General features: G+C 43.0%; 24 protein-coding genes. 16 read left to right on the top strand and 8 right to left on the bottom strand.

The features are described from left to right. Positions 1-9: 9 nt before the first annotated feature. On the bottom strand, positions 10-1,020 hold the full coding sequence (locus IDJ76_RS17680) for an aldo/keto reductase (protein WP_191165062.1): 1,011 nt from the start codon (positions 1,018-1,020) through the stop codon (positions 10-12). 294 nt (positions 1,021-1,314) lie between these two features. Here IDJ76_RS17680 and IDJ76_RS17675 point away from each other — a divergent pair, with 294 nt between their 5' ends. The 4 genes from IDJ76_RS17675 to IDJ76_RS17660 all read left to right on the top strand — a co-directional run bounded on the left by IDJ76_RS17675 (position 1,315) and on the right by IDJ76_RS17660 (position 7,197). Continuing rightward, entirely contained in the window at positions 1,315-2,925 is a 1,611-nt protein-coding gene (locus IDJ76_RS17675) for a CTP synthase (RefSeq protein ID WP_191165060.1), read from the top strand. 91 nt (positions 2,926-3,016) lie between these two features. Continuing rightward, on the top strand, positions 3,017-4,855 hold the full coding sequence (gene yidC, locus IDJ76_RS17670; protein WP_191165058.1) for a membrane protein insertase YidC: 1,839 nt from the start codon (positions 3,017-3,019) through the stop codon (positions 4,853-4,855). A gap of 253 nt (positions 4,856-5,108) precedes the next feature. After that, positions 5,109-6,473 (top strand): exonuclease domain-containing protein, encoded by a 1,365-nt coding sequence (locus tag IDJ76_RS17665; protein ID WP_191165056.1) that lies wholly within the window; start codon positions 5,109-5,111, stop codon positions 6,471-6,473. A 190-nt stretch (positions 6,474-6,663) separates the two neighbouring features. After that, a complete protein-coding gene (locus IDJ76_RS17660; RefSeq protein WP_191165054.1) occupies positions 6,664-7,197 on the top strand; it encodes a pyridoxamine 5'-phosphate oxidase family protein in 534 nt (177 codons plus the stop codon). Positions 7,198-7,271: 74 nt separating this feature from the next. Here the strand turns inward: IDJ76_RS17660 and IDJ76_RS17655 are convergent, their stop codons facing one another. Genes IDJ76_RS17655 through pyrF form a run of 3 tightly spaced genes read right to left on the bottom strand, consistent with a single transcriptional unit; the run spans position 7,272 to position 8,552 of the window. After that, positions 7,272-7,508 carry a hypothetical protein gene (locus IDJ76_RS17655; protein WP_191165052.1) on the bottom strand — a complete coding sequence of 79 codons (237 nt, stop codon included), beginning with the start codon at positions 7,506-7,508 and terminating at the stop codon, positions 7,272-7,274. Between the two features lie 11 nt (positions 7,509-7,519). Next, positions 7,520-7,714 (bottom strand): hypothetical protein, encoded by a 195-nt coding sequence (locus tag IDJ76_RS20870; RefSeq protein WP_224746395.1) that lies wholly within the window; start codon positions 7,712-7,714, stop codon positions 7,520-7,522. A 7-nt stretch (positions 7,715-7,721) separates the two neighbouring features. Beyond that, positions 7,722-8,552: an orotidine-5'-phosphate decarboxylase gene (pyrF, locus tag IDJ76_RS17650; protein WP_191165232.1), complete on the bottom strand. Its 831-nt coding sequence runs from the start codon at positions 8,550-8,552 to the stop codon at positions 7,722-7,724. 253 nt (positions 8,553-8,805) lie between these two features. Here pyrF and rho point away from each other — a divergent pair, with 253 nt between their 5' ends. The 3 genes from rho (at position 8,806) to purS (ending at position 11,495) form a co-directional block, all read left to right on the top strand. Further along, positions 8,806-10,446 carry a transcription termination factor Rho gene (gene rho / locus IDJ76_RS17645; protein WP_191165050.1) on the top strand — a complete coding sequence of 547 codons (1,641 nt, stop codon included), beginning with the start codon at positions 8,806-8,808 and terminating at the stop codon, positions 10,444-10,446. Between the two features lie 88 nt (positions 10,447-10,534). Continuing rightward, positions 10,535-11,257 carry a CDP-diacylglycerol--serine O-phosphatidyltransferase gene (gene pssA / locus IDJ76_RS17640; RefSeq protein ID WP_191165048.1) on the top strand — a complete coding sequence of 241 codons (723 nt, stop codon included), beginning with the start codon at positions 10,535-10,537 and terminating at the stop codon, positions 11,255-11,257. After that, the gene (gene purS / locus IDJ76_RS17635) at positions 11,238-11,495 is read left to right on the top strand and encodes a phosphoribosylformylglycinamidine synthase subunit PurS (protein ID WP_191165046.1); all 258 of its coding nucleotides are present in this window, start codon (positions 11,238-11,240) and stop codon (positions 11,493-11,495) included. The genes pssA and purS overlap by 20 nt, the downstream gene beginning before the upstream one ends. A 118-nt stretch (positions 11,496-11,613) precedes the next feature. On the opposite strand, the gene IDJ76_RS17630 is transcribed toward purS, so the two are convergent. Then, complete coding sequence (locus IDJ76_RS17630) at positions 11,614-11,991, bottom strand: Hpt domain-containing protein (RefSeq protein ID WP_191165044.1); 378 nt, start codon at positions 11,989-11,991, stop codon at positions 11,614-11,616. A 22-nt stretch (positions 11,992-12,013) separates the two neighbouring features. Next, the gene (folK, locus tag IDJ76_RS17625) at positions 12,014-12,493 is read right to left on the bottom strand and encodes a 2-amino-4-hydroxy-6-hydroxymethyldihydropteridine diphosphokinase (RefSeq protein ID WP_191165041.1); all 480 of its coding nucleotides are present in this window, start codon (positions 12,491-12,493) and stop codon (positions 12,014-12,016) included. A gap of 86 nt (positions 12,494-12,579) precedes the next feature. On the opposite strand from folK, the gene sppA reads away from it, so the two are divergent. After that, on the top strand, positions 12,580-14,352 hold the full coding sequence (gene sppA / locus IDJ76_RS17620; RefSeq protein WP_191165039.1) for a signal peptide peptidase SppA: 1,773 nt from the start codon (positions 12,580-12,582) through the stop codon (positions 14,350-14,352). A gap of 64 nt (positions 14,353-14,416) precedes the next feature. On the opposite strand, the gene IDJ76_RS17615 is transcribed toward sppA, so the two are convergent. Continuing rightward, positions 14,417-15,058, bottom strand: coding sequence for a hypothetical protein (locus IDJ76_RS17615; protein WP_191165037.1), 642 nt, complete (start codon positions 15,056-15,058; stop codon positions 14,417-14,419). Positions 15,059-15,153: 95 nt separating this feature from the next. On the opposite strand from IDJ76_RS17615, the gene IDJ76_RS17610 reads away from it, so the two are divergent. The 5 genes from IDJ76_RS17610 to IDJ76_RS17590 are packed head-to-tail and all read left to right on the top strand — an operon-like array spanning position 15,154 to position 19,453. Beyond that, entirely contained in the window at positions 15,154-16,839 is a 1,686-nt protein-coding gene (locus IDJ76_RS17610; protein ID WP_191165035.1) for a DNA polymerase/3'-5' exonuclease PolX, read from the top strand. 13 nt (positions 16,840-16,852) lie between these two features. Continuing rightward, on the top strand, positions 16,853-17,407 hold the full coding sequence (locus IDJ76_RS17605; protein ID WP_191165032.1) for a D-sedoheptulose 7-phosphate isomerase: 555 nt from the start codon (positions 16,853-16,855) through the stop codon (positions 17,405-17,407). Between the two features lie 10 nt (positions 17,408-17,417). Beyond that, a complete protein-coding gene (gene rfaE2 / locus IDJ76_RS17600) occupies positions 17,418-17,927 on the top strand; it encodes a D-glycero-beta-D-manno-heptose 1-phosphate adenylyltransferase (RefSeq protein ID WP_191165030.1) in 510 nt (169 codons plus the stop codon). A 58-nt stretch (positions 17,928-17,985) separates the two neighbouring features. Next, complete coding sequence (locus IDJ76_RS17595; RefSeq protein WP_224746393.1) at positions 17,986-18,957, top strand: glycosyltransferase family 9 protein; 972 nt, start codon at positions 17,986-17,988, stop codon at positions 18,955-18,957. 16 nt (positions 18,958-18,973) lie between these two features. Continuing rightward, positions 18,974-19,453, top strand: a complete 480-nt coding sequence (locus IDJ76_RS17590; RefSeq protein WP_191165028.1) for a SixA phosphatase family protein — start codon at positions 18,974-18,976, stop codon at positions 19,451-19,453. Here IDJ76_RS17590 and dprA read toward each other — a convergent pair. Next, on the bottom strand, positions 19,450-20,550 hold the full coding sequence (gene dprA / locus IDJ76_RS17585) for a DNA-processing protein DprA (protein ID WP_191165026.1): 1,101 nt from the start codon (positions 20,548-20,550) through the stop codon (positions 19,450-19,452). The genes IDJ76_RS17590 and dprA overlap by 4 nt on opposite strands. A 167-nt stretch (positions 20,551-20,717) precedes the next feature. Between dprA and IDJ76_RS17580 the strand changes: the two genes are divergently transcribed. The 3 genes from IDJ76_RS17580 (at position 20,718) to IDJ76_RS17570 (ending at position 24,345) form a co-directional block, all read left to right on the top strand. Then, positions 20,718-21,095 (top strand): BlaI/MecI/CopY family transcriptional regulator, encoded by a 378-nt coding sequence (locus IDJ76_RS17580; protein WP_191165024.1) that lies wholly within the window; start codon positions 20,718-20,720, stop codon positions 21,093-21,095. Continuing rightward, the gene (locus tag IDJ76_RS17575; RefSeq protein WP_191165022.1) at positions 21,092-23,662 is read left to right on the top strand and encodes an energy transducer TonB; all 2,571 of its coding nucleotides are present in this window, start codon (positions 21,092-21,094) and stop codon (positions 23,660-23,662) included. The genes IDJ76_RS17580 and IDJ76_RS17575 overlap by 4 nt, the downstream gene beginning before the upstream one ends. Before the next feature lie 335 nt (positions 23,663-23,997). Further along, complete coding sequence (locus IDJ76_RS17570) at positions 23,998-24,345, top strand: TonB family protein (RefSeq protein ID WP_191165020.1); 348 nt, start codon at positions 23,998-24,000, stop codon at positions 24,343-24,345. Positions 24,346-24,351: the final 6 nt, after the last annotated feature.

The following is a 24,351-nucleotide window of genomic DNA, read 5'->3' as shown; positions in this document are numbered from 1 at the left end:
TTAATTGTGCTATATATTTACACCATTCATCGAATATTCATCATACCTATTACCGGCGGCGATACCAGCCGGAATGATCGATTCCAACGCAATTTGCTCTTCGGCACTTAGCGTGAGATTGGTTGCCGCAGCATTTTCTTCTATGTATTTGATACGCTTTGTACCGGGTATAGCTATTGCGCCTTTTGAAAGCACCCATGCCAAAGCCAGTTGCGAGGGCGTTATGTTTTTTTGCGCGGCCATTTGTTGAATTTGTTCAAGCAACTCCATATTCTTATAAAAGTTTTCTCCCTGGTACCTTGGGATCTGCCTGCGAAAATCGTCCGCGGCAAAATCATCAGGGCTCTTGATCTCGCCGGTAATAAACCCTCTGCCTAATGGCGAGTAAGCAACAAAACCTATCCCCAGTTCGGCCAATGTATCCATTACACCATTTACCTCGGGCTCGCGTTCAAATAGCGAATACTCGCTCTGTACAGCCGTTATCTCGTGAACAGCATGCGCTTTTCTTATAGTTGCTGCCGAAGCTTCTGACAAGCCGATATAGCTGATCTTACCTTCCTTAACCAGATCGGCCATAGCGCCAACTGTGTCTTCAATAGGCGTGGCTGGATCTACACGGTGCAGATAATAAAGATCGATGTGATCTGTATTTAAATTTTTTAATGATCGCTCGATCGATTTACGAACGTAATCTGGTTTGCCGTTAATTGCCCAGGTCAGTTGTTCGTTATCATCAATTTCATAACCAAATTTAGTTGCTATTTGGTAAGCATTTCTGTTACCACTTATAGCTTTTGCCAGCAATCGCTCATTTAATATCGGGCCGTATAAGTCGGCAGTATCCAGTAAGCTAATACCCAATTCCAATGCCCGGTGAATGGTTTTTATGGCGTCCTTTTCGTCTGCTTTTCCATAAACGTCTGCCCCGGCAAGTGTGGTCATACCCATACAGCCCAACCCTTGGGCCGGCACCATGAAACCTTTACTGCCTAACTTTACTTTTTTTATCATATCCATTGTTTAGTTTATTAAATGAAGTACAAAGGTGCCGATCGCCTAACGCAGTAAATTATACAAAGCGGACGTATTTGTATACAAAAAGGATTTTAGCTTTTACAACAACCGGGGCACCTATCCGTCAACCGTCAATTTCCCTTCTGCAAACATTTTCAATACGTTACTGCCGACAACCTATAACTTCCCAACAATTGCAATTTTAGCGCCCCAATCCCGCAAATTTTCTTAATTTTGTATCCCGTACACAAACAATTGGCAAAGGCTTAATTCTGCTGCCAGGATTTCAAAAAAATCATGACTAAATACATCTTTGTTACGGGTGGCGTTACCTCGTCATTAGGGAAAGGCATTATATCCGCCTCATTAGCTAAACTACTCCAGGCACGTGGCTACCGCGTAACCATCCAAAAATTCGATCCTTATATTAACATTGATCCGGGTACTTTAAACCCTTACGAGCATGGCGAATGCTATGTGACCGAAGATGGTGCCGAAACCGATCTTGACCTGGGCCACTACGAGCGTTTCCTAAACACGCCCACCTCAAAAGCCAACAATATTACTACCGGCCGTATTTACCAGAATGTAATTAACCGCGAACGCGAAGGTGCCTTTTTAGGTAAAACTGTACAGGTGGTACCCCACATTACCGACGAGATCAAACGCAACATGCGTATACTGGGCGAAAGCGGCGACTACGATATTGTGATCACCGAAATTGGCGGTACCGTGGGCGATATCGAATCATTACCATTTGTTGAGGCCGTGCGCCAGTTTAAATGGGAAGTAGGCTCCAGCAATGCCCTGGTGATCCACTTAACACTTATCCCCTTCCTGGCTGCTGCGGGCGAGTTGAAAACCAAGCCTACACAGCACTCGGTTAAAATGCTGTTGGAGTATGGCATCCAGCCGGATATATTAGTTTGCCGTACCGAGCACCACATCAATATGGATATCCGTAAAAAGATAGCCCTGTTCTGTAACGTAAATATAAACGCCGTTATCGAATCGATGGATGCATCAACTATTTATGATGTGCCTTTGCTGATGCTGAAAGAGCAACTGGATAAAACCGTACTGACCAAGTTGAAACTGTCGTTAAAGAACGAGCCTAACCTGGATAACTGGAAAGCATTTTTGGGCCGCCTCAAAAACCCAACATCTGAAGTAAGGATTGGCCTGGTAGGTAAATATGTGGAACTGCCGGATGCCTATAAATCCATCATCGAATCGTTCATCCATGCCGGTGCTAAAAACGAATGCAAGGTAAAGGTGCAATACATCCCGTCAGAACATTTGACTATCGAGAACGCGGTTGATAAGCTGCGCGGCCTGCATGGTGTATTGGTCGCACCGGGCTTTGGCGAGCGTGGTTTTGAAGGCAAGATTGAGGCCATCCGTTACGTACGCGAAAACAATATCCCGTTCTTCGGCATCTGTTTAGGGATGCAATGTGCTGTTGTTGAGTTTGGCCGCCACGTTTTGGGCCTTAAAGATGCCAGCAGTACCGAAATGAACCCCGATACCCCTAACCCGGTCATCGCGATGATGGAAGACCAGAAAACTATTGTAAACAAAGGTGGCACCATGCGTTTAGGCGCATACCCCTGCGATTTAAAGAAAGGTAGTAAAGCGGCCCTGGCATACGGCGCAACGCACATTAGTGAACGCCACCGCCACCGTTACGAGTTTAACAATAAATATCTGAAAGACTACGAAGCAGCCGGTTTAACCCCATCGGGCATTAACCCCGAAAACAACCTGGTAGAGGTGGTAGAGCTTAAAAACCACCCGTTTTTTATAGGCGCACAATTTCACCCGGAATTAAAATCAACAGTTGCTAATCCGCATCCACTTTTTATTAACTTTGTCGCCGCTTCGCTGGCTTATGCCCGCAAGAAGTAATTGTTTTTTAAAGAGTAAGTAAAACAGTGTATTGGCTGGTACTGCGCCTGTAACAAAAGCGGCGAAAGGTGGTCATACGATATATTAGATAATGGATAAAAATACGTTTACAGGATTATTCCTGATCATGCTCATCATGGGCGCCTCGATATACTTTATGAAGCCTGATGCGGCGGCCATAAAAAAAGAGCAGGAAAGGGCACATGCCGATTCACTTAAAAAAGCTGGTTTACCAGCCCCGGCAGCAGCCAATACCGCCAAGTTTGATACCACAAAAAAAGCAACCGTTGTAACCGACTCTGCTATTTTAAAAACACCATTTGGTGCTGCAACTGCTGGCAGCGAGCAGTTTGTAACGTTAGAAAATAAGGATCTCCGCCTTAAACTTTCTACAAAAGGCGGGCGTGTTTACAGTGCCGAGCTTAAAGAATTTAAAACATGGGATAAAAAACCGCTGATACTTTTTAACGGTGAAGACAACCACTTTGGTTTAAACTTTAGCGCAGCAGGCCGAAACATTAATACTGACGATCTTTTCTTTACGCCAAGCACTACCAATGCAGTAGTTGCGGGTGCCGATTCATCGTCGGTTACTATGCGTTTAAGCTACAGCCCTACCCAATATGTAGATTATATTTACTCGTTAAAAGGCACGGGCTATAAAGTAGGCTTAACTGTAAAACCAGTTGGCTTAGAACAAATAATGGCCAACAATGGCGCTGTTACAGTTAACTGGGCCAGCGAGCCTTTGAAACAAGAAAAAGACATGAACCTGGAGCGCCAGTATTCATCCATCTATTACAATAATTTTGATGGCGAGAACGGCGAAATTGGGGACACCAAAGATCAGGACAAATCATTAACCGAGGGCAAAACCCAGTGGTTATCCTTCAAACAGCACTTTTTCTCGTCGGTATTGATCAGCAAGGAAGGTTTTACCAAAGCTAACTTATCTGTTGCACATGATACCAGCGAGCACGCCGTAATTAAACACATGAAAGTTAATGCGGCATTATCTCGCAGTGCAGATGGCAGCTACCCGCTTACCTTTTACTTTGGCCCTAACAAATACAGCCTGTTAAAAGACCAAGGCAATTACGATCTGCAAAAACAGATCGGCATGGGCTGGGGGCCGTTAAAATACATTAACCGTTTTGCGGTATTGCCCGTATTTAACTTTTTGCAGCAATTTGGCTGGAACTACGGTATCATCATCCTGGCACTAACCATTATACTGAAGTTGGTATTATCGCCGCTTACATATAAATCATACCTCTCAATGGCTAAAATGCGCGTACTGAAGCCGGAGATGGACGAGATTAAAGGTAAAGTTGGTGAAGATAACCCTACCCTTTTACAGCAGGAATATTTAAAACTTTATAAAAAAGCTGGTGTAAATCCATTAGGAGGCTGTTTGCCGCTGGTTATACAAATGCCTATCGTGATCGCGTTCTTCCGCTTTTTCCCAAGCTTATTTGAGCTACGGGGCCAAAGCTTTTTGTGGATGCATGACCTGTCGACTTACGACTCGCTGCTAACCTTTGCGCCGCTGCCGATCATCGGGTGGACACACATCAGTTTAATGTGTTTATTGATGACGATCTCGACGCTGATCTACACGTACTTTAATAACCAGATCTCAGGCGCTACCGGCCAGATGAAATATATAGGTTACATCACCCCTATCATTTTCTTTGGCGCGCTAAACGGCTACCCTGCAGGTTTGAACTATTACTACTTCCTGGCCAATATGCTTACCTTTTTACAGCAATACTTAATTAAGTTTATGGTTGATGATAAAAAGATTCATGCTCAGATCCAGGAAAACAAAAAGAAACCGGAAGACCCTAAAAAGAAAAAATCAGGCTTCGGTGCTAAATTGGAAGAAATGATGCGCCAGCAACAACAAGTACAGGCGAAGAAGAAATAAGTTGATTAGAGATTAGTTGACTAAAGAATATCAAACCCACAGCTTTTAGCTGTGGGTTTTTTTATTGCTATTGTGCATCGTAAAGCGTCCACGCTTTACGATATGCCACAGAGAGCGTCTACGCTCGCGAAAAATGATTTATATGGTCGACTGTGGTTAGATTTCTTATTACCAACATCAATGGCGTAAATAAATCCGTCGTATAACTAAAATAATTAGCAAAATATTTTACATTTGTATACGTATAAGAACTATGTATGCAATTGTAGATATTGAGACGACGGGGGGGCATGCCAGTGCTAATGGCATCACAGAGATTGCTATATGTATCTATGACGGTAAAAAGATCACCCGCCGGTTCGAGACTTTGGTGAACCCGCAGCGCGACATCCCCGTTTATATCCGTGCTTTAACAGGCATCACCAACGAAATGGTGCAGACTGCTCCGCTTTTTGAAGATGTTGCACACGAGATCTACCACATGCTTAAAGGACAGATCTTTGTAGCCCATAATGTTAATTTCGACTATTCTTTCCTACGATACCACCTCAACGCAGCAGGTTACGAACTGAATGCCAACAAGCTATGTACGGTAAGGTTGGGCAGAAAGATCATGCCGGGGCTGCTATCTTACAGCCTGGGTAAACTCTGTACGCACCTCGGCATTGCCAACAACAGCCGCCACCGTGCTATGGGCGATGCAGAAGCAACTGCCCAGCTATTTGGCTTATATCTAAAAAGTGATACAGCCAACCATATCGGCCAGGCGCTAAAGCAAAACTCAAAAGAACAGGTGCTGCCTGCTAACCTACCCAAAACAGATATAGAGGCATTACCAAACGCGCCGGGTGTTTATTACTTCCACGACCAAAAAGGTAAAGTGGTTTACGTAGGCAAAGCAAAAAACATCCGCAAAAGAGTTTGCAGCCATTTTACGGGTAACAACCCCAACATGCAACGGCAGGAGTTTTTAAAGAACATCTATCGTATCAGCCACCAGGTATGCGGTACCGAGCTGATCGCCTTTGTGCTGGAGGCGGTAGAGATCAAACGCCTGTGGCCTAAATATAACCGTTCGCTCAAACGTTTCGAAAACACCTTTGGCCTTTATGCTTATGAAGACCAGCGCGGATACCTGCGTTTAGCAGTTGATAAGCACCGTAAACATATGCCGGCGGTATATGCCTGCAACTCGTTCCTGGAGGGGCATAACCTGCTGCTGCAACTGATCGACACTTTTGAACTTTGCCCTAAGCTGTGTTTTATACAAAAAAACAATGGGCCCTGCAGTGGTAGCCATACCGGCGCATGTGCCTGCGAGGGCAACAAAACGCCTGATGATTACAACCAAAAAGTAACTGCCGCTATAGATGAATTGAAGAAAGCACTTCCTACATTCGCTATTCGTGATGAGGGCCGTACCGATGATGAACATAGCTGCATCCTGATAGAAGAAGGCCGTTTTTATGGTATGGGCTATATATCCCACTACTACGATGCCGATAACATACAGGCGTTAAAGAATTACCTAACCCCGTATCCGGGCAACGATTATATCAAAAACATTGTAACCGGCTATGCCACCCGTTTCCCCGAGCGGAAGGTAAGTTTCTGTTAAGTTATGTAAGGGTTTGAGGGGGTGTAAAGGTTGAAATTATAGAAATTAAATTACCGCTCTATTCGTTAACCTCACAAACATTTCAAACCTTTTCAACCTTCCCAACCTCTATAACTTTTCAACATACCCAAAACAAATCCTTTTCCTTCTGGTTAATATATTATCATTTTAATAATATAAACTAACCATTATGGACAGCATAAATCAACAACAACCCGAAGACAATTTCGAGAACCTGGAAGGCAACGCCGCCTGGAAAAAATTAAAGGAAATGGCCGAGGGCGTAAGCTGCTTTTTTTGCAGTAACATCAAAACGGGTTTACCTTTCTCTACCCGCCCAATGTCGCCGCAAAAGGTAGATGATAACGGCGACTTATGGTTCCTGAGTGCTAATGACAGCCACAAGAACGAAGAAATAAAACGCGACCCTATGGTACAGTTATTATTTCAAGGCTCCAAGTATTCCGACTTTTTGAACGTTTACGGCATAGCAGAAATTAGCGAGGACAAAGAAAAAATCAAAGAGTTATGGGAGCCCCTGTTAAAAACCTGGTTTACGGAAGGTGTAGATGATCCACGTATCTCGGTTATTAAAGTATCGCCTACCGAAGGTTACTATTGGGATAACAAACACGGTAACGCCGTAGCCTTCGCTAAACAATTAGTAGGTGCGGCCCTCGGTAAAACTTTAGATGATTCTATTGAAGGCAAGCTAAGGCCATAAATAGTGATTAGTAAACTCATATACAAAGTCTTGCATACAATTTGCAGGGCTTTGTGTTTTATTTCGACTTTTTATTAAATCATGCCTAACTGACGAAGATCAAAATCTAAGTTTATAGGCTGTTTGAAATGAGTTTTAATTAGGATTTTGTGAATATCAATAGGAAGATCCTCAATTGTCAACGGATTCGTTGGAATCGCCACCAAATGAAAGTCCGTGTCAGAAAAATTATTAAGCATTGTTTTATCGAAAGCAAACAAACCTTTTTCTGCAAATTCAATAAAACACTTCAAATACGTTTCATCATCCATATATAATGTACTTATTTCGGATTGATAACCGCATCGCAGATACGAGTTCTGGTATTGAAATATGTTGAAACAATATCGAAATCTAGTCGTGAAACTGATATGGTCAATGGAAGTTTGCCTCCACCAGAGGCAGCAAATTCAATATTGGTTCCGTCGGTAAAAAACCAGTCGAAATCAAATGACTGTTGTTCAATTTCTGATATCATATGTAATCTAAATTATTCCGGCTTTCTCCAACTCCACCTGCATTTGCTGTTGTAAACTTAAAGCCTCAGCCCTTGCGGCATCGGCAAAATCTTCGCCACCGCTTGCATAAATAATAGATCGGGACGCATTTACAATCAGTCCGCAATCTTTGGTCATGCCGTATTTGCATACCTCTTCTAAACTGCCACCCTGTGCACCTACACCAGGCACCAGTAAAAAATTATCAGGGGCGTACTTACGGATATTAGTAAACTCTGTGCTTTTGGTTGCCCCAACAACAAACATCAGCCTATCAGCACCTGCCCAGGTGTTGGCCTTTTGAATTACCTGCTCAAAAAGGTAGCCCCCTTCGGTTGGCAGGTATTGGAAATCTTTACTCCCTACAGATGAGGTAAGGGCCAGGATAATTACCCACTTACCATCGTACTTTAAATAGGGCGTTACGCTATCATTACCCATATAAGGCGTAACAGTAATGGCATCAAAACCCATACCGGATGCCTCCTCATCAAAAAATGCCTTGGCATAATTATCAGATGTATTGCCGATATCGCCCCGCTTGGCATCTATAATAGAAAGGCAATCTTTAGGCAAATATTCATAGGTGGAGATCAAACTTTGCAAACCTTTTAAACCACGGCTTTCATAAAAGGCGGCGTTTGGCTTGTAGGAGATACAAAGATCTTTTGTAGCATCAATAATGCGCTTATTGAATTCAAAAACCGGGTCGGGGTATTGTTTTAAAAATTCAGGGATCTTATCTATGTCGGTATCCAGCCCCACACACAAAAATGATTTCTTGAGTTTGATCTGTTCTATAAGCTGGTGGCGTGATATCATAAGGTATACTTTAGTTGGTGGCAAAAATCAAAAAAATAGGGCGAATAGCTTATTATTTTTTAATAAATTTGCAATTCAAGAATATTTATGTAAAATTGCAATGTTTTCCCTTGCATTTCTTGCACTAAAGAAACAATTTGATCCAACTTTATTACAATTTCTAATACTTGCCTGGGCTAATTTTGCATTACAGGGACAACAACAATTTCTTTTTCAAATTTAAATTTCCTTTTGAACTACATTTCATAACATGTCTGATACAATCGAATTGAACGACAAACTCGTTTCTGAGTTGCGTGATATTGCCAAAAGTTTAGGAATTGCTGAAGCAGACGAGCTGAGAAAAGCCGCACTGATAACCGCGATTGTTGGACAACAACAACTCATAGAAGCCGCCAGAAATCAAAACGATGTTGTTAATAATAACTACTCTGAAAAAACTGCTGACGCACCTGCTGCCGAAACACAAGATAGCGGCGAAAAAACCCGTAAAAGAACACGCGTTGTAAAAACTAAAGACCAGCCCCGTGTAGAGGTGCCTTTAAATGACACAAACCTTTTTGAGCAGGAAGCAGATGCTGAAGAAGAGCTGCAGAATAACCCGCCTCAGAATTTTGCTACCCAACCCGTTGCTGCACAGGAATCTACCACAGAGAGCACTGAACCGGTTAGGACAGAGCAGGCCGACCAGCCCGCATCAACAGAAACCCGCCCTCAAAAATTTGACCGCCGTGCAAATGGCCAGCAAAAAAACCAGGAAGCGATCAACCTTGATTTTGATAACGTAATTGTAAACGAAGGCGTGTTAGAAATAATGCCCGATGGTTACGGTTTCCTGCGCTCTTCAGATTATAACTATTTAACCTCTCCCGATGATATTTACGTATCACAGAGCCAGATAAAGCTATTCGGTTTAAAAACCGGCGATACCGTTCGCGGCAGCATCCGCCCGCCAAAGGAAGGCGAAAAATATTTCCCGTTGGTACGCGTTGAGGCCATTAACGGCCGCATACCCGCCGAAGTGCGCGACCGTGTTCCCTTCGATCACTTAACGCCACTTTTCCCGTCAGAGAAGTTGAACCTGTTCACCGACGCCGGTAATTATTCTACCCGTATCATGGATCTGTTCTCCCCTATTGGTAAGGGTCAGCGTGGCTTGATCGTAGCGCAGCCTAAAACGGGTAAAACCATGTTGTTAAAAGATGTGGCTAACGCAATTGCTAAAAATCACCCGGAAGTTTACCTTATTATCCTTTTGATAGATGAGCGCCCGGAAGAGGTTACCGATATGGCCCGCAGCGTACGTGCCGAAGTAGTATCGTCAACTTTTGATGAGCCGGCAGAACGCCACGTAAAAATTGCCAATATCGTTTTAGAGAAAGCTAAACGTATGGTAGAATGTGGTCATGATGTGGTTATCCTGTTGGATTCCATCACCCGCCTTGCCCGCGCTTATAACACCGTTGCCCCGGCATCCGGTAAGATCTTATCAGGTGGTGTGGATGCAAATGCATTGCACAAGCCTAAACGTTTCTTTGGTGCTGCCCGTAACATTGAGGATGGCGGCTCGTTAACCATTATCGCAACTGCGTTAACAGAAACCGGCTCTAAAATGGACGAAGTTATCTTTGAAGAGTTTAAAGGTACCGGTAACATGGAGCTGCAACTGGATAGAAAACTATCTAATAAACGCATCTTCCCTGCTATTGATATTACCGCATCGAGCACCCGTCGCGACGACTTGTTACTTGACCGCGATACGCTACAACGCATCTGGATATTGCGTAACCACCTGGCAGATATGAACTCGCAGGAATCAATGGAGTTTTTACAGGCGCAGATCAGGGGCACCAAAACAAACGAGGAATTTTTGATATCGATGAATTCATAATATCTTAATGAATGTGGAGTTATATTTAACACGATGTTATGTATAACTTCATGCATTTTTCAAGAAAATATGATACCTTCATAAACAGATGAAGACACGTGTAAGAAAACATGTTCCTAATGCCATAACGTGTGCTAACTTATTCAGCGGATGTATAGGCATTGTATTCGCCTTTCAGGAAAACCTTATTTTTGCAGCTTACGCCATCTTTTTAGCTGCCATATTTGATTTTTTTGACGGCTTTGCCTCCCGTGTGCTGCAATCTTTCTCAGGCATTGGTAAAGATCTGGATTCACTGGCAGATATGGTAAGTTTCGGCGTTTTACCATCAGTAATCATGTATGAATTGCTTAGCCAGGGTCCGCAGATCCCTGCCGTTAGCCCCTGGTTAAATTACATTGCCTTTTTACTGCCGGTGTTCTCGGCATTGAGGCTGGCTAAATTCAATACAGATGTACGCCAGTCCGACAGTTTTATCGGCTTGCCTACGCCAGCTAACGCCATATTGATCGCATCCTTCCCGCTCATCCTGGAACAGCACCAAAGCGTGGCCCCCTACATTTTAAACCCCTACGGTTTAACAGTATTTATTGTTGTAATGTGTACACTGTTAGTTGCCGAACTGCCCTTGATGTCGCTCAAGTTCAAGAACCGCGATTTCAACAAAAACTTTTATCGCTATATCTTGCTGTTATTTTCGGCAATACTCATTCTATTTTTTAAATTTGCGGCAGTTCCGGTGGTTATCATTATGTACATCACCCTATCTTTAATTCAACTAAAATTCGCAAATGACAAAGTTCCTGGCTGAAATAGACGTAATGCCTAAAAAAGAAATTCTTGACCCGCAAGGAAAAGCAGTTACCGGTAGCATGAAAAACCTGGGCTTGTCAGAAATTCAGAACATCCGCATCGGCAAGCATATCACGTTAGAAATCGAGGCGGATAGTGAAGCTGCTGCCACTGCCAAAGTTGACGAGGCCTGCAAAAACCTGTTAGCCAACCTTATTATGGAGAGCTATAGCTTTAAGTTAGAGCCATTAGTTTAATTGCACTACGAGTAAAGACTTATAAAGACATTTTCATATAAAAGAGAAAGGCAACCAAAACGGTTGCCTTTCTCTTTTAATTCTATCTTTTGTCCTTTATCAAACAGTGTTTTATATGCTACAGGTTCGCTTCTTTTTCTGCTTTTATCTTCTCCAATTCGCCCAGGTTTGATGTAACCACGCTTTTAACATTGTTAAACTTTGCAGTAATATCTGTAGGATCTGCCCCGCCGGCTTTACAAAGTATTTCCACCTCTTGTATATTGGCCTGGCTTTGCGGCATACCAAAAAAGCCCAGGTTGGGTTTTAATTTATGTGATGCCGAAGCCGCCGTAGCCCAATCTTGCGCAGCTATTGCACTATTAATCGTATCTAACAATTGTGGGGTTTGATCTAAAAACATGGTGATAGAATCAACGATGAATTCGTCGCTTCCATCGGCAATTTCGTACAAGAATGAAAGATCAAGATCGGGGTTTGGTAAGCTATCAGACATCGTAAGGGTTTATAATTCAAAATTATAATTTATTTACAATCAAGTCGTCTTTTAGTTCGCTTTTTAACTGCAAAATATTCTTTTTTAACAAAGGGTGTATTAAATGCGGCACCAACTCCACTAATGGCTCTAAAGTAAACCGGCGGTTGTGCAGTTCCGGGTGCGGTACAACCAGGCCCGGCTCGTTAATAACAGCATCGCCATAAAACAAAATATCGATATCTATCACCCGCGAGCCCCATTTGATGTGGCGCGTGCGGCCTATCGCTATCTCAATTGCTAAAACCTTTTGCAGTAAGGCTTGCGCTGATAGCCCGGTTTGCAATTCAACAACCTGGTTAAGATAGTCGGGTTCATCTGTTTTACCCCATGATTGCGTTTCGTATAACGCCGATGATCTGCTTATGGGCGCTACGTCCCGCGCTATCAGTTCAACAGCCTTTTCAAGATATTCAATACGGTTGCCAAGGTTACTACCCAACAATAAAAAAACATCAATCATGTTGTAACAAATATTATGAATGAGGCTCTTAACATTATCCCGTGCGTAATTACTAAGTTTGCATATATAACGATTTATAATAGTTAATGAAACAATTCTTCAAATTTGTATTCGCTACCGTTGTTGGTATCATCATAGCCAGCATTATCCCCATAATTGTGATCATAGGCATCATATCTGTTGCCAGCAGCGATAAAGCTGTTGAGGTAGACGCCAACTCCATCCTACATATCAAGATCGCTTACCCCGTTAACGAGCGCACACCCAATAACCCTTTTGCCGGTTTAAGTTTTTTAGGGCTCGACGGCGAGAAAGCTATCGGCCTGAATGACATCCTTGCTTCGATCAAAAAAGCTAAAAAAGACGATAATATAAAAGGTATTTTCCTGGATGAAAGCTACATGATGAGCGGCCAGGCCACTACCGAAGAGATCCGTAATGGACTTATCGACTTCAAAAAGTCGGGTAAATTTGTGGTAGCCTATTCTGAAATTTATACACAGGGATTTTATTACCTGGCATCCGTTGCCGATAAAGTTTACATTAACCCGAAAGGGATTTTCGAGTTTCGCGGCTTTGCTTCCGAGATCACCTTTTTGAAAGGCGCGCTGGATAAATTAGGCATCGAAGCGCAGATCATCAAAGTAGGCACCTACAAAAGCGCGGTCGAGCCTTACTTTTTAACCAAAATGAGCGATGCCAACCGTTTGCAGGTAACATCGTACTTAGGATCGATGTATGATCACTTCCTTACCGGCATCAGCAAAAACCGTAACATCAACAAAGATTCGTTATTCAACTTAGCCAACAACGGCACCATTCAGGAGCCGGAAGACGCTTTAAAATACAAACTGGTAGACGGCCTTAAATACAAGGATGAGATACTAGCCGATCTGAAGACCCGTACCGGCATAACTGAAAAAAAAGATCTGCACAGTGTTGAACTGGCCGATTATATGAAAAGTGACGCAAAAAAAGACAATGAAGAAGCGGGCACCACAAAAAACCGCATCGCTGTAGTTTATGCATCGGGCGAGATCAATGGTGGCGACGGCGACGATAACAGTATCGGCTCTGAAGCTATTTCAAAAGCGATCCGCAAAGTGCGACTTGATGATAAAGTGAAAGCGGTAGTATTACGCGTAAACTCGCCGGGAGGAAGTTCGCTGGCATCAGATGTGATCTGGCGCGAGGTAATGCTCACTAAAAAAGTTAAACCAGTTATCGTTTCTATGGGCGATGTGGCTGCATCTGGTGGTTATTATATTGCCTGTGCTGCCGATTCTATTTACGCCGAGCCCAATACCATTACTGGTTCTATCGGCATCTTCGCGGTGTTGCCTAACCTGCAAAAACTATTTAACGATAAGCTGGGTATCACCTTTGATGGTGTAAAGACCGGCAAATTTGCCGACCTGGGAGATGTGAGTCGCCCGTTAACACCTGAAGAGCGCGCTATTTTGCAAAAGAGCGTTAACCACGGTTATGACGCCTTTACCAAAGCAGTAGCCGACGGCCGTGGCAAAACACAAGCCTACATCAACAGTATTGGACAAGGCCGCGTATGGACGGGCAGCCAGGCGTTAAAGATTGGCCTCGTAGATAAATTGGGCAATATTAACGATGCTGTAAAATCGGCAGCTAAAAAAGCTAACCTGAAAGAATACAAACTGGTAACCTACCCCGAGCAAAAAAGCATCCTTAACAAATTTGGCGAAGGCTTAAGTACCGAAGTAAAGGCCCATTTTGTAAAGGCTGAACTGGGCGAAAATTACCGCTACTACGAGCAGATAAAAGGCGTAACCCAAATGATGCGTACCCCGCAGGCCCGTATGCCTTATGATGTGGTGATCAAATAAGTTTCGTAAGATATTGAATGGAAAAGCTGCCTGTTAGGGTGGCTTTTTTTGTAGCTAACAAAAGCTAAAAAATCCTTTTAATTAATTTTTTAAACCACCCTGCATTTTCGTTTCGATAATTTAAAGCTCTTTCATAACCGGCATTTCGCTCCGAAAAATAAGTCTCACCTTCAAACCAATTAAAGCAATCAATCGGATTTACATCAATTGCTTTTTGCGTTAATTCGATAAACTGTAAGGGGATCCATGCAAATAAAACAAGCCCATTCTTATCTTTAAATAGGTAAAACCATGTGTCAATTGGAGGGCAATCGTTAACATCAAAAAAGCCATCTGAACATGATTCCGAAGCTCCATCTATTACAGTCTTATCTATTTCAGCAACCAATATCCTGCCTAATATTTCTTTATTGCTGAAGCTCTCGCTTAAAGCTGTTCGCTTATAATCGTTTTGTTTTTTAAAAAGTTCATCATAAAAATTCTCATTTCCACCTAAAATCGGATCAATGCTCCATTCGGTTTCATTCCAACTATACTGTTTATGGCTTGCAACGCCGAAAGAAAAAAGCGGCTTTCCATTATATTCCGGGTTAAAAGAGCGTAACACTGATGCGTTATTTTTTACAGGCAACTGTAATTGCTTCTCACAATATTGTTTTGTTATCAATAAATTCTCGTCGAATATTTTTTGGTCGATATCTAACATTTTGCCAGTCAATTGTTATAAATATACTGTATTCGGCTTTTATAATTAAAAAATTATTCAAACCTCAATTTGTATTTTTACGGCCAAACCAAATTATGGAAAACAAAACCATAGCGCGTACGCTTCGATTACTGTCGCAATTGATGGAATTGCACGAGGTAAACCCTTTCAAGATCAAATCAATTGCAAACGCTGCATTTAAGGTAGATAAACTGCCCTTCCCTATCGCCGGTAAATCTGTTGAAGAACTGGAAAAAATTGATGGCATAGGCAAAAGCCTGGCGGCCAAAATAGCTGAACTGCTGGAAACCGGCACCATGACCGAGTTGCAGGATATCCTTGCACAAACGCCGGAGGGTGTGGTAGAAATGATGGGCATCAAGGGCATCGGTGCTAAAAAGGTGGCTATTATCTGGAAAGACCTGGGTATCGAAAATGTAGGGGAACTCTACTACGCCTGTAATGAGAACCGCCTGATCGAAGCCAAAGGCTTCGGCCTGAAAACGCAGGAGGAGATCAAAAATGTGATCGAATTCCGCATGGCCGGGAATGGCAAATTCTTATACGCTCAGGTAGAAGCTGAGGCTTACCAGTTGTTAGAAGAGATTAAAGGCATCTTCCCGGAAGCATTAAAGCATGTGGCTGGCGAGGTGCGCAGGCGTTGCGAGATCATCAGCGAATTGGTGATCGTAGTGGGTAGCCTTAACCAGCAAATAGCGTACGATGCACTGGCAAAATCACAGATCTTAAAAAACGTAACCTTAAACGGCGACCATATTGGCGGCGAACTAAGTAACGGATTATTGGTAGATATCATCTGCGTAGATAAATCAGAGTATTATAAAGAACTTTTCATCAACACCGGCAGCGATGAGCATGTTGCGTTGGTGATGGATAGAATTACCGGCGGATTAGAGCAACCTGAAAGCGAGGAATTGATATACCACAAGGCAGGCCTGCAATGGATGCCATCTGAATTACGTGAAGGCCAGAACTTTATGGAACAGGCCGAAAGCAATACGCTCCCAACCCTGATCGTTTTAAACGATCTGAAAGGAACGTTGCACAACCACAGTACATGGAGTGACGGCGTAAACACGCTCGAAGAAATGGCCCTATACTGTCGCGATGTACTGAAACTGGAATACCTGGGCATGTGCGACCATAGCAAAAGCGCATTTTACGCAAAGGGTTTGAGTATCGAACGCGTATTACAACAACAGGAGGAGATTGACCACCTGAATAAAAAGCTGAGTGGGTTTCATATCTTTAAAGGTATCGAGTCGGATATTTTAAATGACGGCTCGCTGGATTATCCGGAAGAGATTCTGCAGCGTTTTGATTTTATTGTTGCCTCTGTGCACTCTAATCTTAAAATGAGCGAAGCCAAAGCTACCGAGCGGTTGATAAAAGCTATCGAAAACCCTTACACTACCATATTAGGCCATCCTACCGGCAGGTTATTATTAAGCCGCAAAGGATACGATATTGACTACGTAAAGGTAATAGATGCCTGTGCCGCCAATAACGTGGTTATCGAAATAAACGCTAACCCGGTACGTTTAGATCTGGACTGGCGCTGGCAATCGTATGCACTAAGCAAAGGGGTCAAACTATCTATCAACCCCGATGCCCACCGGATAAGCGGCTTTCATGATATGAAGTTTGGCGTGCTTGCCGGGCGTAAAGGCGGCCTTTATAAAGAAATGTGCTTAAATGCGCTATCTTTGGATGAAATTAAAAAGGTATTTGAATTTAAAAAGCCTAAAGTGAAGGCTTAAACCAAAAAGGTTAATGGTTACTGAAGAATTAAAGGCACACCAGGAATTAATACAAAAAGTAATTGATACACTTGGTGCCGATATAGAAGCGGCATGCAAATTGATTACCGACACCATAAACAGCGGTAACAAAGTACTTACTGCGGGGAATGGCGGCAGTGCTGCCGATGCACAGCACATCGCAGCCGAATTAAGCGGCCGTTTTGTAAAGGATCGTAAAGCGTTGCCGGGCATAGCGTTAACTGTTGATACATCTGCATTGACGGCCATTGCGAATGATTACGGCTATAACCACGTATTTGCCCGCCAGGTGGAGGCTTTGGCCCGTCCCGGCGACTTGTTCATCGGTATTTCTACAAGCGGCAACAGCCAGGGTATATTAAATGCATTTGAAGCGGCAACTGTTATCGGTTGCAAAACCTTAGGTTTAAGTGGCCGCGATGGCGGCAAAATGAACGGCCTTTGCCATCTGAATATCGTTATCCCTTCTGATGTTACCGCGCGCATACAGGAAATGCATATCCTGATTGGGCATATACTTTGCAAGGCGGTAGACGACTTATTTTAATAATCAATTGATGCAAAGCCAACTGGAGCAAACACTTTTAAGTAAAATTACCGACCTGCCCACGTTGCTTGCAAAAGTAAGCGACTGGAAAAACGAGGGTAAAAAAATAGTGTTTACCAATGGCGTGTTTGACTTGTTACACTTGGGGCACATCACCTACATGGCTAATGCGGCTGAATTAGGTGATAAACTGATCATCGGCTTAAATGCAGATTCATCTGTAAAACGATTGAAAGGACCTAACCGCCCGGTAAATGACCAGGCCAACCGCGCGGCACTGCTTGCCGCGATGTTTTTTATAGATGCAGTAGTTGTGTTTGAAGAAGATACTCCCCTGAATTTAATTACTGCTGTGTTGCCCGATGTGTTGGTAAAAGGTGCTGATTATACCGTAGAAAATATAGCAGGAGCCAAAGAAGTTTTAGCCAACGGCGGTGAGGTGAAGACCATAACATTAGTAGAAGGGCACTCTTCAACCAATATTATCAATAAGATCAAAGCACAGAGAAAAGAAGGTTAAAAGTAAAGGGCCAAAGGTTAACTCACTAATTCACCAACTCACTAATTCACTAATTATTTTGAAGATCCTGGTTATCCGCTTCAGTTCGATGGGTGATATTATTTATACAACGCCCGTTGTACGTTGCCTTAAAAAGCAGTTGCTTGATGCCGAAATACATTTTATAACCAAGCCTGCATTCAAATACATTTACGATAATAACCCTTACGTTGACAAACTGCTGCTGTTAAAACCTACACTGGCAGAAACGATTGCAGAAATCAAAGCGGAAGGTTACGATTACCTAATCGATCTGCATAATAACCTGCGCACTACCCTAATAAAATTACGCACAGGCATTGAATCGTCCACCTATAAAAAGCAAACTATCCGTAAATGGCTTAGTTTAAAGTTCCATTTAAAACTGGTGCCCCCTACTCATTTGGTCGATCGCTATATGGAAACGGTTAAGTTTTTAGGCGTTACGAACGATGGCCAACCGATAGATTACTATATCAAGGCCAATCATCAGCTGGCCAGCCTGCTCCCCACCACCCACCAAAGCGGCTTTGTAGCATTTGTAATAGGGGCAACCCACTTTACCAAGCGCATGCCTAATGAAAAAATCATTAGCATTTGCAAGGAAATTAACCAGCCCGTTGTATTGCTGGGTGGCGATGATGTGAAAGCAAATGGCGATCAAATTGCGGCGGCTATCGGCCTAACTATCTTTAACGCCTGCGGTAAAACTTCGCTGGATGAGTCGGTGTTTTTGGTGTCGAAAGCGCAAACCATTATTGGTTTTGATACCGGGCTTACCCACATTGCCGAAGCTTTTAAGAAGCCCATCGTATCTGTTTGGGGAGGCACCGTGCCCGAATTATTGGGCGTACAACCCTATATGGCAAAAGATGTTTTTGTTGCCGGGATTGACCTGAGCTGCCGCCCCTGCTCAAAATTCGGGTTGGAAAAGTGCCCGCTGGGGCATTTTAAGTGTATGAAAGAAATTCCCGAGGGGCCGATAACAGAATTTGTAAACAATCGCGCCTGATTTACCTTATTCAATTATGAAAACGCTTTTACTTGTACGCCACGCCAATGCCCTGCATGAATCTGTAAAGGGCGATTTTTACCGCCATTTAAGTGCTAAAGGATTAGATGAAGCCAAACAAATGGCTGTTACCGTAAAGGAAACGGGGCATGTACCGCAGCTGATCATCAGTAGCGAAGCAGCAAGGGCGCTTACTACAGCCACCATCTTCGCTGATACTTTCGGCTTGGATAAACCGAAGACTAACGCAGCTATTTATGAGGGTAACGAACAAAAGCTACTGCGTATTATCAATAAATTCCCGGACGGGTTTGACAATATTGCCCTGGTTGGTCACAACCCCGATATCAGCAACCTGCTCCTTTTACTTACCGGGCAAATGCGTGATGTACCCACCTGTACCGTCGCATCTATAAGCTTTGAGTTTGACGAGTGGGAAACCATCAGCGCCAACACCGGCGACCTGGACTGGTACTCCACGCCCGAAAACAGCTAACTGATACAATACGCCTTACCCGGCAACGACCGGATAAAACCCTGTAACTCCATATCCAATAAGGTCATCGCTAACTGACTAACCGGCATATTCGCCTTTATCGAAAGGTCATCAATAGCCAGAGGAGCTTTGTGCTGCTGAATGATATCATAAATAGCTTTCTCGGGCGCCGAGAGGTCTATTGGCAACATCAATTGCTCAGGCGCGGCCTTCATATCACTATTCTTTTCCCATCCCATGCTGTAGGCCAGATCTGCTACGCAGGTAAGCAATGAAGCTTTATTATTACGGATCAGGAAGTTACACCCTTCCGAGTAATCATCGCCCAACCTGCCCGGGAATGCGAATACATCCCGATTATAAGAGTTAGCAATTTCTGCAGTGATCAAAGCACCACCCTTCAAACCGGCCTCAACCACCACGGTAGCATCAGCCATGCCGGCTACAATCCGGTTACGGGCCGGAAAGTTTTCGCGGTTAGGAACAGTGCCGGATGGGTATTCGGTAAGCAAACCGCCATTCTCCAGCATCTTTTGTGCTAAACCCCGGTTTTGGCTCGGGTACATTTTATCGTAACCATGGCCTAAAACACCTAAAGTAGGCACGTTCATTTGCAAACTTTCGCGATGGGCGGCGGTATCAATCCCTAAAGCCAGCCCGCTAACTATCAGTATATTATATTCCTGCAGTTCCTCTACCAGCTGCTTACATAGGTTTCGTCCGTAATCTGTAGCATTGCGGGTACCTACAATGCTAATAACGCGGTGCATGTTTAGGTTAGCGTTCCCTTTAGCGTAAAGCACTAATGGCGAATCGTTACAATTTTTTAAGCGCTTGGGGTAGCGGGCATCAGCATAGTAAATAACGTCAATGTTATTCTTTTCGATGAATTGCATTTCTGTTTCGGCCCTGCGCAAAGCCTCATCAAAATCGGCAAGTTCCAGCCGTTTAGCGCCAAGTCCGCGTGCCTGCGCCAATACTGCCTTAGATTGCCGGAAGATCGCTTCTTCGCCACCGAAATGACTGATCATCGATTTTGCCAGCACAGGCCCTATTTTATGAACAAAAGTTAATGCAAGTTGGTGTTGTAACGACATGATATTGTGTGCCCTAAAGTAAAAAATAATCCTAAAATAATTAGCATTTTATTTAAAAAGCTCCCACTTTTTTGGATAGAGTTTGATGTAAAATAAAAAAACTATAAAAATAGTTTGCAAACTATAAAAATAGTTCTACCCTAGTCTAACTATAAAAATAGTTTGCTATGACACTTAAAGAACTCACCAAAGCCGAAGAGCAGATCATGCAGATACTGTGGCAATTGAACGAAGCCATTGTTAAGGATATCCTGGACAAGATTCCTGACCCAAAACCCGCCTACAACACGGTATCGACCGTGGTACGGGTGCTGGAAGGCAAAGGCTTTATCGACCACAAAGCCTACGGTAACTCACACGTGTACTTCCCGCTGGTTAGCGAGGATGCCTACAAGAAGTTCACTTTTGATAAGCTTATGAACAATTACTTTGATAACTCTTACAAAAGCCTGGTATCGTTCATTGCAGATGATAAGGACCTGGGCCTAAAGGAACTGGACGAACTGACCGAGCTGCTCAACAAACTAAAAAACAAAAAGAAATGAATTGGCTGCACTACCTTGCTGAGGCAAATATTTACCTGGGGGTATTTTATTTGTGCTATTGCTTATTCTTAACTAATGAAACGCATTATACCTTAAGCCGCATTTATTTGCTGTTTAGCTCTGTAATAGCTTTTGTGCTTCCGGTTACGCAACTGAGCGTCCTAAAACCTTCTGAAAATCTGGAATTTGACCAGTCGGCAGCTTATGTTAATACCGCTGCAACGATGCGACTTACCCCACCACCGCCGCCGCCAGAACCACCCGCTTTTACCTGGCAGGATGGTTTGTTTTATATGTACCTCGCTGGCGCGGCTATCGCATTAATAGTATTCGCATTTAGATTATATCAACTTTACCGCCTATCGAGGAGTGACAAGCAAGTGCTGGATAATAGCTGTCAAATCATCCATCTGCCCAATGATAACACCGCCTTTTCTTTCTTTAATTACCTTTTTATCGGTACCAATATTGCGCAGTCGGATACGATCATCGCGCACGAACTGGTGCACATCCGTCAAAGGCACTCCTGGGATATTATGCTGCTGGAGGTGCTGAAGGTGATCAACTGGTTTAACCCTTTCATTTATCTTACCCAACGCAGCTTGAAAACGGTGCATGAATATATAGCCGACGAGCAAACGGCAGCCTACGAGCGTGATGCACTCACCTACTCTTCTTTTTTATTGAACAATGCCTATGGCATACAAGGTTCAACAATTGCACATTCATTTTTCAATTATAACCTTTTAAAAAAGAGAATTATCATGTTAAACAAAAACCGATCAGGTAAGTTAGCCAGGCTAAAATACCTTGCAATGCTGCCGCTTTGCGGCGGGATGCTCTGTGCGTCCACACTCGCGTTCGCTAAAGATTATGGCTGGGTAGACCTAACGCCAAAGAAAGCCATCGCCGAAAAACCCAAAGTTAAACGGCTGAAAATCAAAGACGGAGATATGACGTTTTATTCAGATAATATTTCCGTCAAAGAAAAAGACGGGAGCCGTAAAAAATATCTGGTCGGCACAATTACACCCACGGATATCAGCTATCTGCTAACAGAACATAAACTAATAGTGGTTATAATTGAAGTAGATAGCGCAGCTAACCGGGCTAACCCATCGGTGGTTTTCCCTGATACCATTAAACATAAATTACCTCCGCCACCGCCAGCCCCACCAAAAACGGTTGTTAAAGAAGTACCGTTGCTTCCCCCGCCACCAACAGCTCAGGATAATTTAAATCTGATTACTTATATGGGTAAACATGTCCGCTATCCGGCTGTAGCCCGTAATAAAAATGTAACCGGCAATATCTTGCTTAGCTTTAAATTAGATAAAACGCACAAAGTAACCGACGTAAAAGTAGAAAACGGTATTGGCTCCGGTTGTGACGAAGAAGCTGTAAGAACACTTAAGAGTTATGCAGCTGCACTTCCAAAAGCTGCTGGCTCTTATAAAATGATGGTGACTTATATGTTGGTGGATGGTGATGATCACCCTATTAATGAGCCTAAACAGATTGAGTACAAAATTGCAAGCCGTAATGACTTTGTAGGACAGGTAAGAATTGCCGGATATATTGCAACCAGTGCTAAACGTTTATCTTCCAAGCAAAATTTCAATCAAAAATCTGGCGACGTAAATATTGTGATCGATACGCCTGTTACCCCAAAACAAATAACAAAAAGGCCGCCGTCTTCGCCGCCAGCTCCGCCAAAAATTAAAGCTGAGAAAAGGGTAACGTCTATTTTCAAATCCGACAAAACACAAGGCGGCTTAGCAATCGCACCGCCATTACCGGGTAGTAATAAGGAAGCCAAACTTACCCCGCCCGCTCCGTATGACCCTGCTTATGTAGCCTTATACAACTACATGGCCCGGGCGGTGCGATACCCACAAGCCGCCTTTGCATATCAGGTAACCGGCAACGTAATACTATCATATTTATTAGATGCCAACCATAAAATAACTAATATAAAAGTATTGAATGGAATCGGTTCGGGATGCGACGAGGAAACCATCCGTGCAATGAAGTCTTTTACGGGTGTGGTAACTAAAACACCCGGCCAATATTATATGACCACTATTTTTGCTTTACAAGGTTATACCAAGAAGTTTGAGCCGATAGGCGATATCAGGTTTAAACCCAATTATGCAGGCACAATTATTATTATGGGATATCCAAAAATTGTATCGTCAAATAAATTACAGAAAGCTACAATTGGTTTGCCCTCAATAAATAAAACGAATGCGTCAGTTCAAAATGAAACATATCGCAAGAACGCAACTTTAACAAATGATAAGGCTGTAAGGTTGTTAGCTCCGCGTATTAAAAAGCTTGATTACTATTACGCAAAAAACCTCCCGAAATTCCCTCTTATTATAGTGAATGGAAAAGAAGCTGTTTTCAAAAACCAGCCTTTAACCATAAAACATCTTGTTGTTACAGCAACCGATTCAACAATAACGCACACTGCTACCGAAATATTCGCAATGAATAAATGGGGCGATAAAAGTAAAAATGGCGTAATTGAGTTATTCGGAGAAACGTCTGTTTCCTTTAATTAAATCATTTATCCCTTTACGTAGATAACCTGCCTGATTTCAAAAAACTCCTCCTCAAAGTAGTGTTTGAGATGATATTGCTGAACGGTTAAACCCGCGTCGGCAATTTCTTGTATAAGGTTGCTAATGTTAAAAAAAGGTTTGTACTTTTAGCTATAACATCAACAAAAATGCAACCAATTAAAAGATCCGGCAGATCAACCAATTCCCTTATATTAAAATTAGCGTTATTATGCTTATTACTAATTGGTTGCAGCTACTCTACTTATGCAAACCATCGGTATAATAATTACACAAACAACCATCTGACCGCAGATAGCCTTACCAAAAGCGACCAGATGGCTTTTAATGAATTGGCTAAATTTGTGGCCCGGACTGTACGTTACCCTAATGCCGCCCGCGCTAAGTATACAACAGGGAGGGTAATTGTCGGCTTTATGTTTTCACCAACTGGGCGTATTACCAATGTTACAATTATTAGTAGCGTAGCAGATGGCTGCGATGAAGCTGTTACAAACGCACTGTTATCTTTCCGGGACGAAAAACATAATTTAAAAACAGGAGATTACAAATTATGCGTTGATTTTGATTTGGCCGGAAAAGCGTTTAATGAACCGCTACCCGCCGAGCTTAAAAAAGACCCCACATTTTTAAATCAAATTGTTATCTCTGGGTATTCACGATAATAGTAA

Source organism: Mucilaginibacter glaciei (assembly GCF_014773245.1).
GTDB classification, from domain to species: domain Bacteria; phylum Bacteroidota; class Bacteroidia; order Sphingobacteriales; family Sphingobacteriaceae; genus Mucilaginibacter; species Mucilaginibacter glaciei.
Note: the sequence above shows the minus strand (reverse complement) of the source record. Positions and strands in the feature narration are given on the sequence as shown.

Bases quoted from the DNA above. Each gene is read 5' to 3' on its own strand.
- IDJ76_RS17680 (WP_191165062.1), bottom strand. From the start codon at position 1,020: ATGGATATGATAAAAAAAGTAAAGTTAGGCAGTAAAGGTTTCATGGTG.
- IDJ76_RS17675 (WP_191165060.1), top strand. From the start codon at position 1,315: ATGACTAAATACATCTTTGTTACGGGTGGCGTTACCTCGTCATTAGGG.
- yidC (WP_191165058.1), top strand. From the start codon at position 3,017: ATGGATAAAAATACGTTTACAGGATTATTCCTGATCATGCTCATCATG.
- IDJ76_RS17665 (WP_191165056.1), top strand. From the start codon at position 5,109: ATGTATGCAATTGTAGATATTGAGACGACGGGGGGGCATGCCAGTGCT.
- IDJ76_RS17660 (WP_191165054.1), top strand. From the start codon at position 6,664: ATGGACAGCATAAATCAACAACAACCCGAAGACAATTTCGAGAACCTG.
- IDJ76_RS17655 (WP_191165052.1), bottom strand. From the start codon at position 7,508: ATGGATGATGAAACGTATTTGAAGTGTTTTATTGAATTTGCAGAAAAA.
- IDJ76_RS20870 (WP_224746395.1), bottom strand. From the start codon at position 7,714: ATGATATCAGAAATTGAACAACAGTCATTTGATTTCGACTGGTTTTTT.
- rho (WP_191165050.1), top strand. From the start codon at position 8,806: ATGTCTGATACAATCGAATTGAACGACAAACTCGTTTCTGAGTTGCGT.
- pssA (WP_191165048.1), top strand. From the start codon at position 10,535: ATGAAGACACGTGTAAGAAAACATGTTCCTAATGCCATAACGTGTGCT.
- purS (WP_191165046.1), top strand. From the start codon at position 11,238: ATGACAAAGTTCCTGGCTGAAATAGACGTAATGCCTAAAAAAGAAATT.
- IDJ76_RS17630 (WP_191165044.1), bottom strand. From the start codon at position 11,991: ATGTCTGATAGCTTACCAAACCCCGATCTTGATCTTTCATTCTTGTAC.
- folK (WP_191165041.1), bottom strand. From the start codon at position 12,493: ATGATTGATGTTTTTTTATTGTTGGGTAGTAACCTTGGCAACCGTATT.
- sppA (WP_191165039.1), top strand. From the start codon at position 12,580: ATGAAACAATTCTTCAAATTTGTATTCGCTACCGTTGTTGGTATCATC.
- IDJ76_RS17615 (WP_191165037.1), bottom strand. From the start codon at position 15,058: ATGTTAGATATCGACCAAAAAATATTCGACGAGAATTTATTGATAACA.
- IDJ76_RS17610 (WP_191165035.1), top strand. From the start codon at position 15,154: ATGGAAAACAAAACCATAGCGCGTACGCTTCGATTACTGTCGCAATTG.
- IDJ76_RS17605 (WP_191165032.1), top strand. From the start codon at position 16,853: ATGGTTACTGAAGAATTAAAGGCACACCAGGAATTAATACAAAAAGTA.
- rfaE2 (WP_191165030.1), top strand. From the start codon at position 17,418: ATGCAAAGCCAACTGGAGCAAACACTTTTAAGTAAAATTACCGACCTG.
- IDJ76_RS17590 (WP_191165028.1), top strand. From the start codon at position 18,974: ATGAAAACGCTTTTACTTGTACGCCACGCCAATGCCCTGCATGAATCT.
- dprA (WP_191165026.1), bottom strand. From the start codon at position 20,550: ATGTCGTTACAACACCAACTTGCATTAACTTTTGTTCATAAAATAGGG.
- IDJ76_RS17580 (WP_191165024.1), top strand. From the start codon at position 20,718: ATGACACTTAAAGAACTCACCAAAGCCGAAGAGCAGATCATGCAGATA.
- IDJ76_RS17575 (WP_191165022.1), top strand. From the start codon at position 21,092: ATGAATTGGCTGCACTACCTTGCTGAGGCAAATATTTACCTGGGGGTA.
- IDJ76_RS17570 (WP_191165020.1), top strand. From the start codon at position 23,998: ATGGCTTTTAATGAATTGGCTAAATTTGTGGCCCGGACTGTACGTTAC.